General features: G+C 43.2%; 16 protein-coding genes. 1 reads left to right on the plus strand and 15 read right to left on the minus strand.

Annotated features, from left to right (window positions below):
- Positions 1–5 precede the first annotated feature (5 nt).
- From H5647_RS16310 to H5647_RS16335, 6 genes are all read right to left on the minus strand, one after another.
- Positions 6–437: a cysteine peptidase family C39 domain-containing protein gene (locus H5647_RS16310; protein WP_045860055.1), complete on the minus strand. Its 432-nt coding sequence runs from the start codon at positions 435–437 to the stop codon at positions 6–8.
- Positions 434–1,738 (minus strand): nucleotide disphospho-sugar-binding domain-containing protein, encoded by a 1,305-nt coding sequence (locus tag H5647_RS16315; RefSeq protein WP_045860057.1) that lies wholly within the window; start codon positions 1,736–1,738, stop codon positions 434–436. The genes H5647_RS16310 and H5647_RS16315 overlap by 4 nt, the downstream gene beginning before the upstream one ends.
- A gap of 81 nt (positions 1,739–1,819) precedes the next feature.
- Entirely contained in the window at positions 1,820–2,065 is a 246-nt protein-coding gene (locus H5647_RS16320) for a hypothetical protein (RefSeq protein ID WP_121495385.1), read from the minus strand.
- An 81-nt stretch (positions 2,066–2,146) separates the two neighbouring features.
- The gene (locus H5647_RS16325; RefSeq protein WP_121495386.1) at positions 2,147–2,389 is read right to left on the minus strand and encodes a hypothetical protein; all 243 of its coding nucleotides are present in this window, start codon (positions 2,387–2,389) and stop codon (positions 2,147–2,149) included.
- Positions 2,390–2,415: 26 nt separating this feature from the next.
- The gene (locus H5647_RS16330; protein WP_045860059.1) at positions 2,416–4,515 is read right to left on the minus strand and encodes a peptidase domain-containing ABC transporter; all 2,100 of its coding nucleotides are present in this window, start codon (positions 4,513–4,515) and stop codon (positions 2,416–2,418) included.
- A 16-nt stretch (positions 4,516–4,531) separates the two neighbouring features.
- Positions 4,532–5,827, minus strand: a complete 1,296-nt coding sequence (locus H5647_RS16335) for an HlyD family secretion protein (RefSeq protein ID WP_045860060.1) — start codon at positions 5,825–5,827, stop codon at positions 4,532–4,534.
- Positions 5,828–6,196: 369 nt separating this feature from the next.
- On the opposite strand from H5647_RS16335, the gene H5647_RS16340 reads away from it, so the two are divergent.
- Positions 6,197–7,410 (plus strand): IS3 family transposase gene (locus tag H5647_RS16340; RefSeq protein ID WP_236074878.1). Its coding sequence is split into 2 segments (ribosomal slippage): positions 6,197–6,446 and positions 6,446–7,410, totalling 1,215 coding nucleotides; the frame shifts between segments, so codons are not numbered across the junction.
- A 61-nt stretch (positions 7,411–7,471) separates the two neighbouring features.
- On the opposite strand, the gene H5647_RS16345 is transcribed toward H5647_RS16340, so the two are convergent.
- The 9 genes from H5647_RS16345 to H5647_RS16380 all read right to left on the minus strand — a co-directional run bounded on the left by H5647_RS16345 (position 7,472) and on the right by H5647_RS16380 (position 14,608).
- Positions 7,472–8,637, minus strand: a protein-coding gene (locus H5647_RS16345) for an IS3 family transposase (RefSeq protein ID WP_121495387.1) whose coding sequence is annotated in 2 segments (ribosomal slippage) — positions 7,472–8,391 and positions 8,391–8,637 — 1,167 coding nt in all. Because the reading frame shifts where the segments join, the coding sequence is not laid out codon by codon here.
- 23 nt (positions 8,638–8,660) lie between these two features.
- On the minus strand, positions 8,661–8,801 hold the full coding sequence (locus H5647_RS16350) for a hypothetical protein (protein ID WP_162926420.1): 141 nt from the start codon (positions 8,799–8,801) through the stop codon (positions 8,661–8,663).
- Positions 8,802–8,857: 56 nt separating this feature from the next.
- Complete coding sequence (locus H5647_RS22500; RefSeq protein ID WP_045860069.1) at positions 8,858–9,157, minus strand: site-specific integrase; 300 nt, start codon at positions 9,155–9,157, stop codon at positions 8,858–8,860.
- Positions 9,158–9,798: 641 nt separating this feature from the next.
- The gene (locus H5647_RS22220) at positions 9,799–10,419 is read right to left on the minus strand and encodes a reverse transcriptase domain-containing protein (RefSeq protein WP_236074941.1); all 621 of its coding nucleotides are present in this window, start codon (positions 10,417–10,419) and stop codon (positions 9,799–9,801) included.
- Complete coding sequence (locus H5647_RS22225; protein WP_236074943.1) at positions 10,379–11,089, minus strand: reverse transcriptase domain-containing protein; 711 nt, start codon at positions 11,087–11,089, stop codon at positions 10,379–10,381. Before H5647_RS22225 ends, H5647_RS22220 begins: the two co-directional genes overlap by 41 nt.
- 1,183 nt (positions 11,090–12,272) lie before the next feature.
- Entirely contained in the window at positions 12,273–12,776 is a 504-nt protein-coding gene (locus tag H5647_RS16365) for a hypothetical protein (protein ID WP_045856505.1), read from the minus strand.
- A 37-nt stretch (positions 12,777–12,813) separates the two neighbouring features.
- Positions 12,814–13,725 carry an IS3 family transposase gene (locus H5647_RS16370; protein ID WP_121495349.1) on the minus strand — a complete coding sequence of 304 codons (912 nt, stop codon included), beginning with the start codon at positions 13,723–13,725 and terminating at the stop codon, positions 12,814–12,816.
- Entirely contained in the window at positions 13,680–13,997 is a 318-nt protein-coding gene (locus tag H5647_RS16375) for a transposase (RefSeq protein WP_045856786.1), read from the minus strand. Before H5647_RS16375 ends, H5647_RS16370 begins: the two co-directional genes overlap by 46 nt.
- A gap of 173 nt (positions 13,998–14,170) precedes the next feature.
- Positions 14,171–14,608 carry a hypothetical protein gene (locus H5647_RS16380; RefSeq protein WP_045860073.1) on the minus strand — a complete coding sequence of 146 codons (438 nt, stop codon included), beginning with the start codon at positions 14,606–14,608 and terminating at the stop codon, positions 14,171–14,173.
- Positions 14,609–14,705: the final 97 nt, after the last annotated feature.

A 14,705-nucleotide genomic window follows, 5' to 3' on the forward strand; every position in this document is an offset into this window, starting at 1 on the left:
TAACCTTAATCCGCCACCAATATAACGCCCGAAAAATATATTTCCAATTCTTCGGAGGGATATCGTCTTTTCTTTGTTGATGGATCAAAGACGATATAACTCTCACCCCGCTCACTTTTCTCCTTTTTTGCTAAAACCACAAATCGACAATTCTCCCAGTATAAAATCGCCGGAACTTCCACAGCGCTCAACTCTGATACATCACACTGGTATGCAGTATGTGGCTTCTTGTAGAAACTGAATAATTCTACTAGATTTTCCATATTCATCTTATTACTAAAACTGGGGAACTTTCTCTTTATTTTTTCCGGTGACGTTTCAATCTTGTAGTAAATACAGAGCATAGAGGCACATGCCAACCCATCCCCCCCTGTACTGTCAGCTTTAACAAATGGAATTACATCACCCTTCATAGGAAACATTTTGAATAAATTCATGCTGTAACCACCCCATTTTGTTCCCGAAGATACCCATCAATGATACTTCCTGCTTTTTGTAAGGGTTGAGACCTCCCAATTTCTGCTGAAAAGGCCGCCAAATTGTTATTTTTTTCGGCTTCTTTAACCAGCTCCCTGATCATGGGAATCACTATATCAGGCTCAACAACGCAATGAGGAAAAACGAAATCTCCAACCCCCAACTTTTTGACTCTAAGCGCATTGTCTGGCTGATCTGCCTGAAATGGGATAATAAGCTGGGGAATTCTGGACTTAATTGCTTGAGATAGCGTTCCTATCCCACCGTGATGCACCAGCGCCAAGCATTTAGGCATAAGTCGATCAAAATTTACATAAGGTAAGTACAAAAACCCTCTATCTTCTTCAATCTCCCTCTTTGCACGCCCCCCAACAAACAAGCACGGCATCTCAAGCTCTTCACAGATATCTTTCGCAATATCAATTAAGAATTCAGCTTTGGACACTCCTGTCCCTACAGTAAACAAGATCGGCTTTCCGTTCTTTCTTATAAAGTCATCTACTACGCCATCGTCTATGTCCGTTGATGGCACCCAGCATGGGAAGCCAACTAACTTAATGTCTTTTGACCAATCCTTAGACCTGAAACTATACCACTCTGGGAAAAGCCCAAGTTCAAGAACCTTATTCGTCATGGGCCTGCCGGGAACAAACTTAGGCATACCATTTGCCTTTCGAATCCCATTAATGTAATTAATAATGATGTCCTTCCTAGCCCCATGCTGATATGACCCATGCCTGTATTTAACCGCCCTGAACAGTCTACGAACTGGTGCAGGAAAACGTTTAAATTCCCAGCAATAAGGTGCAGGAGGGTTTTCTATAGAAAATATAGCCTGAGGTATAATGTTCACTTTCACTATTGGCCAGCCCATCTCTTCCGAAGCAGCCGACGCACCGTTAGCTTCATCCGTTGTAATAATTAACAGCTTTGAGCCCCTATCATAGGTATCTATCAGGTATTTATATGTTCGCTCCATAGCGGGTATTTGATAGTACAGATCACAATCGTGTCTTTTATCTTCTGAAAATAACTCGGAGCGGGTTCTCTGATACTCTTCTGCAGGCCCATTTGAAATAAAATTTAGCTCCTCATCTTCGACTGCTGTTTTAAAGCTGTCATTCGTAATAAAGTCGATTTCGTAACCCAGGGCTTTTAATTCCACTCCTAAGCCTATAAATGGGTAAATGTCTCCTAACGTACCAGTGGAGCTTATAATAACCCGTTCATTTTTGCCCGCTGCAACCATACTCTCATTCACACTAACGTCCTCAGACCGTTCTATCAATTCTTAAAGCTGGGCCTTATTAAGGCCCATTTTATTCTCTACTCAAACAAGAAATTAAGCGCCGCCTGAGCTAGAACTAGAGCTAGAACTAGAGCTAGAACTAGAGCTAGAGCTAGAACCGGAATCAGTCTGCGACACTGAGAAGTCAACCCCAAGACTTGGTGCAGTCCACCGAAAATCTATAGTAAATGACCACCCCCCTCCTGCAATACTCTCGATCTCTGCATCTGATAGTTCTCGCAAAGGCGAAAATTCCAAACTCACGATACTCTTTAGTTCAGTTTCGTCAAGTTTTCTCATAAAAACGCTCCTTATAAAATAAACTCATTCTCATTGATGTGTGGTTTAAAATGAAGGGGGGAAGCCTCCCTTCATAATTAATTACGCCCCACCCGATGAGCTAGAGCTTGAACTCGAGCTAGAACTCGAGCTAGAGCTCGAACTTCCGTCCCCTCCAGAACCACTAGCGCCACCACTCAATGTTGGCCCACCCCAATTAAAATTAAAGCTGAAGGACCAGTCACCCCCAGCCACACATTGTATTTCTTCATCTGACAATTCTCTCAGAGGAGAGAATTCCAAACTAACAATACTTTTCAATTCACATTTGTCTAATTTACGCATATTAAAGGTCCTATTTTTGTTAAGGGTTATTCCTTAGATAAGGAGTCTAATTTTATCTGCCTTCCCGCAGATTCGACTGTTTCCAGCCTATGTGCAACCAGAACTCTAGTAATATCCAAAGCTTTGATATTACTGCTAATCATTGCTTCATTTTCAACATCAAGATGACTGGTTGCCTCATCCATGAATAGGATCCTCGGATTCCGATACAGGGCTCTTGCCAATACTATCCTCTGCTTCTGGCCCCCACTAAAGCTGGTTCCCATTTCACCAACCAAAGTATTCAACTGCATTGGCATTTTGTTAATTTCGTCATAAATGCATGCTAACATTGCACATTCAACAACCCTTTCCATATCTGGAGCTTCAACAAAACATGAAATATTGTCTATCAAATCCCCACTCAAAAGCTGATCTTCTTGCATTACTGAGGATATTTGACTGCGATAATTATTCAAGTAACCGACAGGCATTCCATCAATCAATATCTCACCCTCAGTAGGCTTAACTAGCCCCATCAAACATTTAATCAATGTAGACTTGCCACAGCCACTAGGCCCAGTGATTGCCACAGTTTCACCGGCCTCTATTGAAAAACTTACATCCTTAAAAACCCAAGGCTCGAACTCTGCATAGCGATAGGACAACCCTTTAACTTCAATTCTTCCATTTATTTCTTGCAAGCTCCGCTCCTCAGAGCTGGAGGTATCCTCTTCACATTCAGTCAGCGTGATATCTGCCAATCTTGTCAGATGCAGACCGATCATTTTGAATTCGATCACCCTTTCAATCAAAGCATTCATTGAACGGACGAAATGATCTTTGTAACTCATAAAGGCATATAGCATGCCAAGTGTTAACACACTATCTATGACTTGTTGTGCAGCGAAGTACAAAACCAATATATGCTCCAACCCAAATAAGAGCCCACTTACTGCACCAAAACTTATGCCCCACCTTGACAGTTCAATTTGTTTATTTAACCTATTTACAAATTTATTTTGCCACTCATTCTTCCGATCATTTTCTCTCTGGAATATCTTAATGGTTTGAGCAGCACGGATACTCTCCATCAAATGACTACTCTCGGATGCTGCAGCAACAATTTCGGCCTCACTTAAATTTCTAAATGGCCTGTACACTGCCAACCTAAATCCCAAGTAGCACAAAAGAAATATTACAACTATAAAACTCAAAAAACTGCTGTACACGATCATTGCTGTGAGTGTTAAAACTGCAAGTATACCGTCAACAAGTACGGACACTACGCCATGAGTCAATATATTTTGTACCTGACCTATGGAGCCAAACCTAGATACGATATCCCCCATATGTCTCTTCGAATAGTAGTCTACGGGCAACCTAATTAGATGCCTAAATAGGTTTGCCGTCATTTGTGAGCTAAGTAACGTCGTCATCCTCAGCTCCACAAAACTTCGGAATGCCTGCACAGATACATTAACCAACGTCAATATGCCAAAGCCGATAGCCAAGACAGTCAACAGGTTCAAGTCATTCCTTACTAACACATCATCAACAACATACTGCATGTAAAGCGGCGACAATAGCGCCAATAACTGTAGTAGTAGGGATAGGCCAGCCACATATATAAGGCTTTTGAATAAACCACTACTGTTTGACCAAAAATCAGTTAGGGATAACTTTGCTGCTTCAGACCTTGGTTTAAAATCAACCGATGGAAACAACTCTAGAATAACACCGGTAAAATCTAAGTCGAATTCCTCTCTGCTAATCTCACGCGGCCCCATGGCTGGATCTGTCAGGCAAAACTTGTTCTTTTTGATGTCTGTCAATACAGCAAAATGTTTCATTCCCCAATGCACGATGCATGGTAACTTAACCGATGAAAGGTCCTCAATCTCACATCTCACTGCTCGAGATGACATATTTAACGCTTCAGCAGAAGCAATCAGTTGCTTGAGTGTCGCTCCTTTACTCGAAACGGAAAACTTTTTCCTTAAGCTAACCAAGTCTGTTTCTAAGCCATAGTATCCAGCCACCATCGCAATACAGGCCAACCCACACTCTGTAGTTTCTGCCTGTAATATTAGCGGTACTTTTTTCTTCGACCCAAAACTAAGTCGCGCCGTTATATCGTTGATCAATTTTTATCACTCATAATCAAAGCCTATTTTTTAGGCCAAAAAATGGCTCGAATATCCACTCAACTATTTTTCGCTCTTCGAGCTCCACATCCGCCTTGAATGTCATTCCTGCTCTGAGCTTATAGCTTACCCCTGCCATTCCAACTTCTTGCCCTATATTTTTCACTCTAACAAGATAAACTGGCTCACTAACTTGCACTGGAGGGTCAATTAATTCGTATGGCATTATTGGTGATTCTGAAATACTGTCAATTTCGCCAGGAAACCCTCCAAATTTTTGGTATGGGAATGGGTCATACCTCAAATGAACTTTATTTAACTCTTCTATCATTCCAATAGCTCTTATTGGCACCAAAAGCGTCGCATACAGTTCATTTTCCTTCGAAACAAGTGTCATCAGGGGCTTTGCACTTGCAGGATTAATCTGCAACCCTTCATGCACTTGTAGATTGGAAACAACGCCACTTAATGGTGCCACAGTCACCCTTGACCTTTGCCCCCTATAGACTATCAGCTCCTGCTCTAACTCACCTTTCTGGCTTTCATACTGAGCCAACCTATTCAACCTTTCCGTTGGCAATATTCTTAACTTTGATTCGAGTGAGCTTATCTCATTTTTTTGAGACTCCACTGCGCGAACCACATCTTGATAATGTGCTTCCACTTCCAATTTGGCTCTTTCAGCTCCTTCAACCTGCTTATCCGATGAATTATTTGAGCTACGCAGCGCTCGCTGCCTTTTAACTTCCAAGATCGCAAAGGATAATATTCCCTCACGAGTTACAACTTGGCCTTCTAACAACTTCAAACTCCTCTTTTTGAAGGCCAGCTCCGCTGTCAAACGAGCTTCTTCTTCGCGCGAAACAGCAGTATATCGTGCGATGCTTGCCTCCAAGGCATCTATCTGTTTTAGATACTCAGATTGTACCGCCTGCACAGCATCCTCTTTCCCTCGCAGAAATTGATCTTCTTCAATCTCAAGCAGCTGCGCACCTTTTTCTACGTACTGTCCCTCAACCACATATACCTTGGTTACAACGCCAACACCCTTGGGGTAAATGCCCGAAGAGCCCTCAGCCGTGATAAGCCAACCCACCACTGTCTCTTTTTTTGTGTATGTCCCTTTACAAGCGAACACAACAACACCAACTGTCACACACAAGATGATCAACGAAATTATTTTTTGAGCTTTATTTGGAGACACTAATACATCGCCATAGAGCCTACGCCTATAGTTTCGTACAAACCGCTTCCTAAAAAGATTTTGATAGTCCATTTGTTGACCACTACCTTTCAATATCCCCAATGTCATGCCAAGCCGTCTCCGCTCCATTTCTTATTAATGAAGAGTTAGATTAGGCTGGGGGATGGTTATTTCATGATAAGAGATAGAAAACTACTAACAGCCAATTCTTTTCATAAACCAGCTAGCATACACTTCCCTTAAGAAGTGTCCTACTTCTTCCTACTCCTACACAACATTACTGCAAGTAATGGACTCCTTCCGCTAAAGCTAACCATGTTATGTTTTTTGCATGATCCTATAATAGTGCGCGCTGTTATTCAAGTTTCAACGAGAACTGTTTACTGCCATTACTGTATTTGCGTGTAGTGTGTAGTGGTCTAATAGCACCGGACACTTTAATGAGAGACAATATTAGTCAACAATTAAGGTGTCATTATGAGTCAGAAGCGTACTTACAAGCAGTACCCGAAAGAGTTTAAGGAGGAGGCCGTTGCGCTTGTTCGAGAACAAGGCTATTCCGTTCCTGAGGCCGCTAAATCGTTGGGTATCGCAACCAACATGCTCTACAAATGGAAAGAAAAGGTGGAGTCTAGTGAGGCAGGTGAAGTGCTGGCCGAGGATGAGAGAGTCGAGCTTAAGCGCTTGCGCAAGGAAAACAAAGAGCTGCGCATGGAGAAAGAGATTTTAAAAAAGGCCAGTGCCTTCTTTGCGAAAGAAATGAAGTAAAGTACGATTTCATTCAGACTGAATCACCTCGCTTTCCTGTAGTTATGTTGTGTCGCGTGATGGGCGTTGGGAAAACGTCCTATTACGATTGGCTTAAGCGCCCAGGCACAGTGATAACAAGCGATACCTTGCACCTACACCGTAGGATGAAGTGGCTTTTCGAGCAGAGTCGCAATAGCCTGGGTAGTCGCGAGATGATGAAGAAATTACGCGAAGAAGGCTTTCAGATTGGTCGTTATCGGGTTCGTAACTTGATGCGCAAGCTTGGCTTAAGGGTCACTCAGCGAACCGCCTATAAAGTGACAACCAAACGCAAAACCTCGGATGCCGTAGCCGACAACTTGCTGAATCAGAATTTTAACCCAGTGGGGCCGGATCAAATTTGGGCGGGCGATGTCACTTACCTGAAGACCGGCGAAGGTTGGATGTATTTGGCGATTATTATGGATTTGTACTCGCGTCGAATTGTTGGTTGGTACATTGATAAGCGCATGACAACTAATTTAGTGAGCAAGGCCCTGATAAAGGCCTACAACCTAAGACAGCCGCCTAAAGGCTTAGTTTTTCATAGCGATAGAGGCTCACAATATACCAGTAAGCGCTATCGAAAACTTCTAGCGGCTTACGATATGCGGGCGAGTATGGGAGACGTTGGTGCCTGTTGGGATAATGCGGTTGTTGAACGCTTCTTCGGAAGCCTTAAACACGATTGGATATTTAAGATTGCGCAGCCGACAAGAGCGCACATGAAGACTGACGTGGGCAAATATATGCGCTACTACAATGTACATCGTTTTCATTCGGCGAATGAAGATTTATCGCCAATAAAATACGAAGAATCCAAGTATGTGCTGCAAAATGGAAGAGTCGGTTCTGCTCGAATAGAGCAGGTTCGACACTTCCATTCTGCAGTCAACAAGTGAAGCGCGTTAGCAGGGAATTTATAAAAAATAGGTGTCCGGTTTTACTTGACCAGAACAGTGGTCAACCTTTTTTGGCCAGCCGATTAGAGGTTTCCCAATAATACGCTTCTTTTTCGTTCGGTGACATTCCAAGATTGTGACTGTGAGGTCTCACCGAATTGTAATATTTGAAAATGTAGTTCCGCACAGACTCGCAGGCTACAGCTTCATTTTTGTATCCCACCTTAGGCAAATTCTCAACTTTCAAACTTCTGAAGAATCTTTCCATAGGTGCGTTATCCCAACAATTTCCTCGACGGCTCATACTCTGCTTAATTTTATAGGACAAAAGCAACTGACTGAACTCTAAGCTTGTATAATGACACCCTTGATCTGAGTGAAACATTAAACCTGAAGGCCGGCCTCGCAACTCAAATGCATTGGCTAGTGCTTGTTTGGTTAATTCACAGTCAGGTGAAAACGATAGCGCATACCCAACAATCTTACGGCCATATAGATCTAATACAGTGGCCAAATAAAGCCATCTATCTCCTATCCAAAGATAGGTCACATCACCACACCAAACTTGATTAGGCCTCACAGGGCTAAACTCTCGCCTCAAGTGATTCTTTATTTTCTTATGGCTCTTCTTTGCAGGCTTATATTTATGCTTCGGGAGCTGACAGCTCTCCAACTCTAGACGTTTCATGGCCTTAGATGCCTTGTAACGACTTAAATCATAACCGCCTTTGGTGACAACAGTCGCCACGGTTCTTGCTCCAGCAGAGCCTCCGCTTAATTCAAACGCCTCTTTCACTTCTGCATCTACTCTCAGCTCTTCAGGACGGATTCTAGTTGATGCCTTTTTCCAGTACTGATAACTGCTACGATGCACACCAAAAACTTGGCAGAGTATTTGGACTGAGTAGCTCTCTTGAAGCTTGTCTATCAACGCGAAACGCTTAGTTCGTCCGTCATCAAGAGAGCGGTAGCCTTTTTTAAAATTTCTTTCTCCGTTTTAAGCCGCTGGATTTCTCGCTCCAACGCTTTAATTTTGACTTGCTCTTCAGATATTGGGGTACTCTCTGGCGGTTCTCCTTGGCGTTCGTTGTTTAATGAACGTGACCACTTATCAACGGTGGACTTACCAACACCCATCGCCTCAGCGGCTTCTCGGATGGAATATCCTTGATCAAGAACCAGTTCTGCAACTTCCTGTCTGAATGCGGGTTTAAAATGTTTTGGCATGATGCTACCTTCGTTAAGGGCGATTATAATATCACCTCTAAATAGGTGGCCAGATTCAGTGTGCCACTACACATCGCCTCAGAGGCTTCTCGTATAGAATAACCCCTATCAACAACAAGCTCTGCAACTTCCTGCCTGAATGCAGGTTTGTAATGTTTTGGCATATTGCTACCCTTCTTTAAAGATGACTATAATATCGCCTCTAATTCGGTGGTCAAAATTAGTATGCCACTACAAGTGTGATGGCTGGGGTTTTTAGAACGTGCTCGAACAAAAAACGTATACCTTGAAACTGTAACCGGCAGGAACTCGGGGATAGCTTTTTGTCTCTTACCAAGTGAAGAATATAGTTTTGTACGTCATCTTCGCTCAACAAGTCTGGTGAGCGGGCATAATATGTCGCCAAACTTGTTACTCCATACAAGTAACATTCTTTCGTGTTTTCTGCCAAATTCCTGACTGTCATGATGTCAATCATCGATTGGCGAAGCGGGGTCATTTTACGGGTCTGGGTATCCATTACTTATCTCCAATTGCCCGCCAGGATTTGGCAGGATAAGATAAGTTTGGACCGGAGAGTGCAAAAGGTTAAATTTTAAGCAGGAAGAAGAAAGGGGCGCCAGCTACCGCGCAGCGGTTTAGTTCAACGTCTGGTTTTGGCGGGTTTTTGGAGTGCTTTCTTTTGTGCCTTCAGCACAAAAGAAAGAACGGAAAAAACCTCGCCAAGAACCTATTGTTATGGCAACGGCTTGTTTACCACTGCTAAGTTAATTTGTAGGTAGCTACCTAATACACTAGGACTAAAACTACCCGATAAGGCGGACTTTGTATAGGGTTTGTTGCGCCAGAACCCCGCAAACCAGTGGGAATCTTGCGCGATATCTCAGAGCCGCCTGCCTTGAACCTGAAAGAATAGCTCTGATGCTGATAAGGGAGGGTTTGTATGATGCACTTCCCTTATGCTTTACCGTGAGTACTTGCTCACATTTACTTGCCAGTGTGCCGAACTTTGGTAGCGGCGGCCTGTAATTACACTGTGTTTTACACGCTAGTCATGGTAGAACGGCCAGTTACCCGAACCGCCCCCATACAGATCCGGACGTGCGGAATTACCGCATCCGGCTCTTCAATAATATCGTTGCTCGTGTAAATCACGAACCCTCAATACCAATCTACTGTAATGTATCGCTTCGACACACGCATAGGTTGGATCTGAAAATATCTTAACATGTCCTTAAAACCATTCCAGCTAAAACTCCGCTTCTGACTGCGACGGTTAAGCCATTTATATAAGCAATGTAATACATGATTATATAGGCTCGACACGCTACGGCCGTTGCCTGGCAGCGCAAAGTAATTTTTAACGCCAATGAGTTTACGCCTAAGCATAGGCATTAAAATATTTAACCGCTTGGATCGATTGTTCTTAATCCAGCAATAAATATCAGTCATCAACGCCTTGTGTTTCTTTGCAGCCGTTTGACGTTTCAGCCTTGGCTCACCATTCCTATCGGCACCCCAGAAAAATTCAAAACCTAGAAACTGAAATTTTCGGGTTCTACTTGGGTGGAATCGACTAAATCGCTTTATGTGCGTTTTCTCAGGTGCTACTTCAAGATCAAACTCTCTTAATCTTTCAGGTAAACGCTGATAAAACGCACGTGCTTCATCGCGATATTGGAAGGCAACCACAAAATCATCGGCATAACGAATTAACATCGCCTTACCTTTTAGTGTTGGCTTAACACGCTTCTCGAACCAAAGATCTAAGGCGTAGTGCAAGTATATATTTGCCAGTACTGGACTGATTACCCCACCCTTGGGGTGTTCCCTTAGTGGACTTAATGTAATACCCTTCCGGCGTCTTAATTCTTGCTTTTAACCACTGACCTATTAATTTGAGTAGCGCTTTATCGTTAACCCTTTCCTTTAACATCTTCATTAGCCAGTTATGGTTCATGTTATCGAAGAAACCTTTGATATCGGCTTCGACGATATACCCATAACCACCAAACTGAAGATTAAGGTTCAAACTATGCACCGCTTGGTGGGCACTTTTTACAGGACGATAACCATAACTGCTCCGTAAAAAGTCGTTTTCCCAGATAGCTGATAATATCTGACTGACGCCTTGTTGAACTATTTTATCATCCAGTGTCGGCAAGCCCAGCGGTCTTAGTTTTCCGTTTGATTTTGGTATCAGTACGCGTTTAACATCGCTAGCTCGATACGTTTTCTGTTTCAAACTGTTCTGTAAACATGTGATATTTTCAGAGAGCCTTGGTAGGTAATCAGATGATGTTATTCCATCGATACCAGCCGCTGACTTCTTATTGATTTGACCCCAGCTTTGTATCAGTAAATCAGAATCAAGCTTTCCATAAAGATTCTGAAACTGATGCTTAGGGTGAGTCTGTGCTTTAAATGCTATGGATTGCAATTCGGTTGTCATAGTGGTTCCAGCCCTACTTTGTCCGGCCTATGTATCTGTTACAATCCGTGATATTACTGTCAGCCCCGTCGTAATGCTTATTAAGAAAACACGTACTGTTTTTTTTCATCATTACTACCATGGGCTAATCCGACTTCCAAAGTGCCATCGTTCGCTTCGTGTTTTACTCGGCAGCCCTACCCACCTCCTGCGGGAGCAACCTTGGATCTCACAAGTTCCTGCCTCATCTCTTTATACATGCCACGGCTTTATAACTCCGCTAATTCGCCACAATCTTGCCTTTACGATTGCTTTGCGTGGGCTTCGACAGCGTTACAGGCCTTGCCAATTAGAACAACACATTTACGGAGCGATACCAACACTTCAGGGACACGAATCCCCTGTGGCCTACATAATTCTCTGTCTACGCTTCACACTGTTTGTTCGATTAATTGAAAACTTTAAAAATAAATAACGTTTTCCGGAAAGGTATCAGCAATCCTTAATCTCCGCGCAGCGCGCAAGACTCGATACGGGTGAGCGGCTAACTCTTACCCGACAGGGACTTTCACCCCGCAAGATGGGACAAGCTTCCTTGTCGCACTAACGCCGAGCTCACCGGCGCATATTGCGGAGAGCGTTTTTATGTAAAATGGAGCACCGCGACATACATAAAAACGAGCGTAGCAATATGCGTCCGTGTGCAGCGATTTGTTACTTGTACCAAACACCTACTCACTTTTAACTACGCTGCTACGCCAATTGCTGTATTTTTTTAAAAAGCCTGAAGCTTTGGTTAGACCCAACTATAACCGTGGGATAGCCAAAACAGAAGGCATAAAATTGACCCAAAACAACAAGTGATTATGGCAACCAACAGAAAGGAACAAACGGGAGGAATAAGCCGCAAACTCCCTTTGCTAGGTAAAGCTTGGTTGCGCTTTTTTGCAACGAAGCTTTACCGGATTACCAAATCTACCTTTTACAAAGCACGTTGTAAGCGACCAAAGGTGGCTTACCTAAACTTGATGGAGGGTAACGAATTTAGGAACACCCTACTGAAACTTAACTACACACCAAACTTTTTTTAATAGACAAGTAACGCCTGTGTATGAGGCATTTTTTATGTAGTGTAGTTTTGGGGTACAGTGGCGCAGCCACCCCAAAACGAAGCGAAGTAAAAAATGTCCTTATGACACATTTGTTAGGGCTTTGGCGGATTTTCATAAGTTAATACTCTAATGCTCCGCGTTCCTATTTTGGACTTTAAATATTGCGTAACGGCCGCTGTGGCCGATTTTACACTTTGCCGCTCCTTCTCGTCTGTAAGGAAGTTATTTTTACCGTGCTCTAACTCCATCTCTCTGAATACAACTTTCACGCTCGATTTAGAAATTTCAACATAGGCTTGAACGTAAATATTTTCGCCCAACTTAAAGCCAAGGTTTTGGGTATGTCCGGTTGCTGGTAACAGCCCAAAAGATACACTCTGATTAGTACGCTCGAAATCAAACTCTCTTAGAACCTGAGTAATTTCCTCTGCGGCAATATCCACATCCTCATTCGAAAGAAATAGTTTACCCGAATCACTATCTGCAACAAAGCCAGCTTCAACTTCCTGTAAACTCTGAGTCTTGAGCATTGCACTAGGCGGAATACAGCCTGCCAAAAAACACACGAAGAAAAGAATTGTAATGCTTAATTTCATATTGGCCTGGTCTTACCCACAAAAAGTAGACACCATATTAGGCGCACTCTTGGTAATAAATTTCTTCAAACTCTGCAGGGCTTATATAGTCATTCGCAGAGTGGCGTCGTACGCGATTGTAAAACAATTCAATATATTCGAACACACTTGAATACGCGTCATTTAAGCCTATGTACGATTGACCAAACACTTCCTCTACTTTCAGACGTGAGAAGAAGGATTCCATTGCCGCATTATCCCAACAGTTACCCTTTCGGCTCATGCTGGGAGTTATATCAGCATCGTGCATCGCTAGGACATATTCTCCGGATCGATACTGCACTCCCTGATCTGAGTGAAGCAACAACCCTTGCTCGCATCCCCGACTTGAGGTGGCCATGTTAAGTGCATCTAAAATCAAATCCGTGGTCATTGTTTTATCCAATGACCAGCCAATGATCTTGCGGGAGAACAAGTCCATGATCACCGCCAAGTAAACGTGACCGTTCTTAACCGGTATATAGGTAATGTCCGACACCCACTTTTCATTTGGCTTAGTGGCCTCAAAGTCGCGATCCAATACGTTTTCAGCGAAGTTATTATCCCCTGAACCTTGATGACCATACTTGAAGCGTTTGCCGTTACGGGCCTTTAGACCCTCTTCCTGCATAATTTTAGCAACATGATTAACTGAGCAAGCGAAGCCTTTTTCATGCAGCTCATAGATTAATCTAGGCGCACCGTATCGTGCCTTAAACTCCTCAAAAGTCTCACTGATAGCCTTGCGCAGCATTTCTCGATACTCATACTCGAAACTAGGCTCTCGTTCGCGCCATTTGTAATAACCTGATCTGCTGACAGCTAACCACCCCGCCATCTTGATTATTGGGAATTGACCACGAAGCGACTCCATGTAGGCATACCTCACCAGCTTGGCTTGCTGAAGTATGCCGTCGCTTTTTTTAGGAATTCGTTCTCTTCTTTCAGGTCGCTTATTGTCCGCTGCAGCTCGCGTACAGTCTCGCTTTCAGGCTTTGAGTAATCCACACCATTCACACCATTAAATTGTTTTTCGGATAGTCGCTTATATTGACGTCGCCAATTATAGATTTGACCGGGGTGAATACCCAACTCTCTCGCCACTTCAGCAGCTGAGGTGTCAGGCCCTTCTGAGCGTCGAACGGCCTCCCTACGAAAATCTTCGGTGTAATGGTTGTATTTGTTCTTAGTTTTTTTAGTCATAATTAATACCTCATTAGGTGGGAATGAGGTGTCTACTTTTCGTGGGTAGCTCTAGGCCCTAACGCCTTTGTAACAGGCATTTTTTGTGTAGTGGAGTTATGCGGTAAAGTGGCGAAGCCACCGCAAAACGGAGCGCAGCAAAAAATGTCCTGTTGACAAACTTGTTAAGTGCTTTACTCATTTAGATGCTTACAGCTTGCTTTAAGCAACAATATAGCAGGCTCTGGTTTAGTATTTGTTGGTTGCGTTACCCAGATAATTTGAGCACTTTCTAAATGTGGGTACAAGTTAAATTGTATTTGCTCTGCACCCTCGATGCTAACTGCAGAAACGTAACTGCTAGTTTGCCCTATCAATTCTAGATTGTGCCAGCGATCTTCTCTTTTCGGTTCAATGACACCAGTGCCATCTATAACGTACCTCAAGCTACCCAATCCTGCATGAGAGTATGAGAACTCGTAAATAGTGCCATCGTTCAAAGTGATGGGTTCAGCTTTACCGCTAACGTAATTAATGTGCTCTCCAGTAAAATTCTGGCACTTTGCTGAGAACGAGCCTGCAAAGGTAGGTGTAACAAGTGAAGCTACCACTATGATGAAAATATATTTCATAACTCGATTCCTGAGGGCACTTAACGCCGAGCTCACCGGCGCATATTGCGGAGAGCGTTTTTATGTAAAATGGAGCACCGCGACATACATAAAAACG

The sequence above is a fragment of the Teredinibacter purpureus genome (genome assembly GCF_014217335.1).
GTDB classification, from domain to species: Bacteria; Pseudomonadota; Gammaproteobacteria; order Pseudomonadales; family Cellvibrionaceae; genus Teredinibacter; species Teredinibacter purpureus.

Bases quoted from the DNA above. Each gene is read 5' to 3' on its own strand.
- H5647_RS16310 (WP_045860055.1), bottom strand. From the start codon at position 437: ATGAATTTATTCAAAATGTTTCCTATGAAGGGTGATGTAATTCCATTT.
- H5647_RS16320 (WP_121495385.1), bottom strand. From the start codon at position 2,065: ATGAGAAAACTTGACGAAACTGAACTAAAGAGTATCGTGAGTTTGGAA.
- H5647_RS16325 (WP_121495386.1), bottom strand. From the start codon at position 2,389: ATGCGTAAATTAGACAAATGTGAATTGAAAAGTATTGTTAGTTTGGAA.
- H5647_RS16335 (WP_045860060.1), bottom strand. From the start codon at position 5,827: ATGACATTGGGGATATTGAAAGGTAGTGGTCAACAAATGGACTATCAA.
- H5647_RS16350 (WP_162926420.1), bottom strand. From the start codon at position 8,801: ATGCCAAAACATTACAAACCTGCATTCAGGCAGGAAGTTGCAGAGCTT.
- H5647_RS22500 (WP_045860069.1), bottom strand. From the start codon at position 9,157: ATGGATACCCAGACCCGTAAAATGACCCCGCTTCGCCAATCGATGATT.
- H5647_RS22225 (WP_236074943.1), bottom strand. From the start codon at position 11,089: ATGACAACCGAATTGCAATCCATAGCATTTAAAGCACAGACTCACCCT.
- H5647_RS16365 (WP_045856505.1), bottom strand. From the start codon at position 12,776: ATGAAATTAAGCATTACAATTCTTTTCTTCGTGTGTTTTTTGGCAGGC.
- H5647_RS16375 (WP_045856786.1), bottom strand. From the start codon at position 13,997: ATGACTAAAAAAACTAAGAACAAATACAACCATTACACCGAAGATTTT.
- H5647_RS16380 (WP_045860073.1), bottom strand. From the start codon at position 14,608: ATGAAATATATTTTCATCATAGTGGTAGCTTCACTTGTTACACCTACC.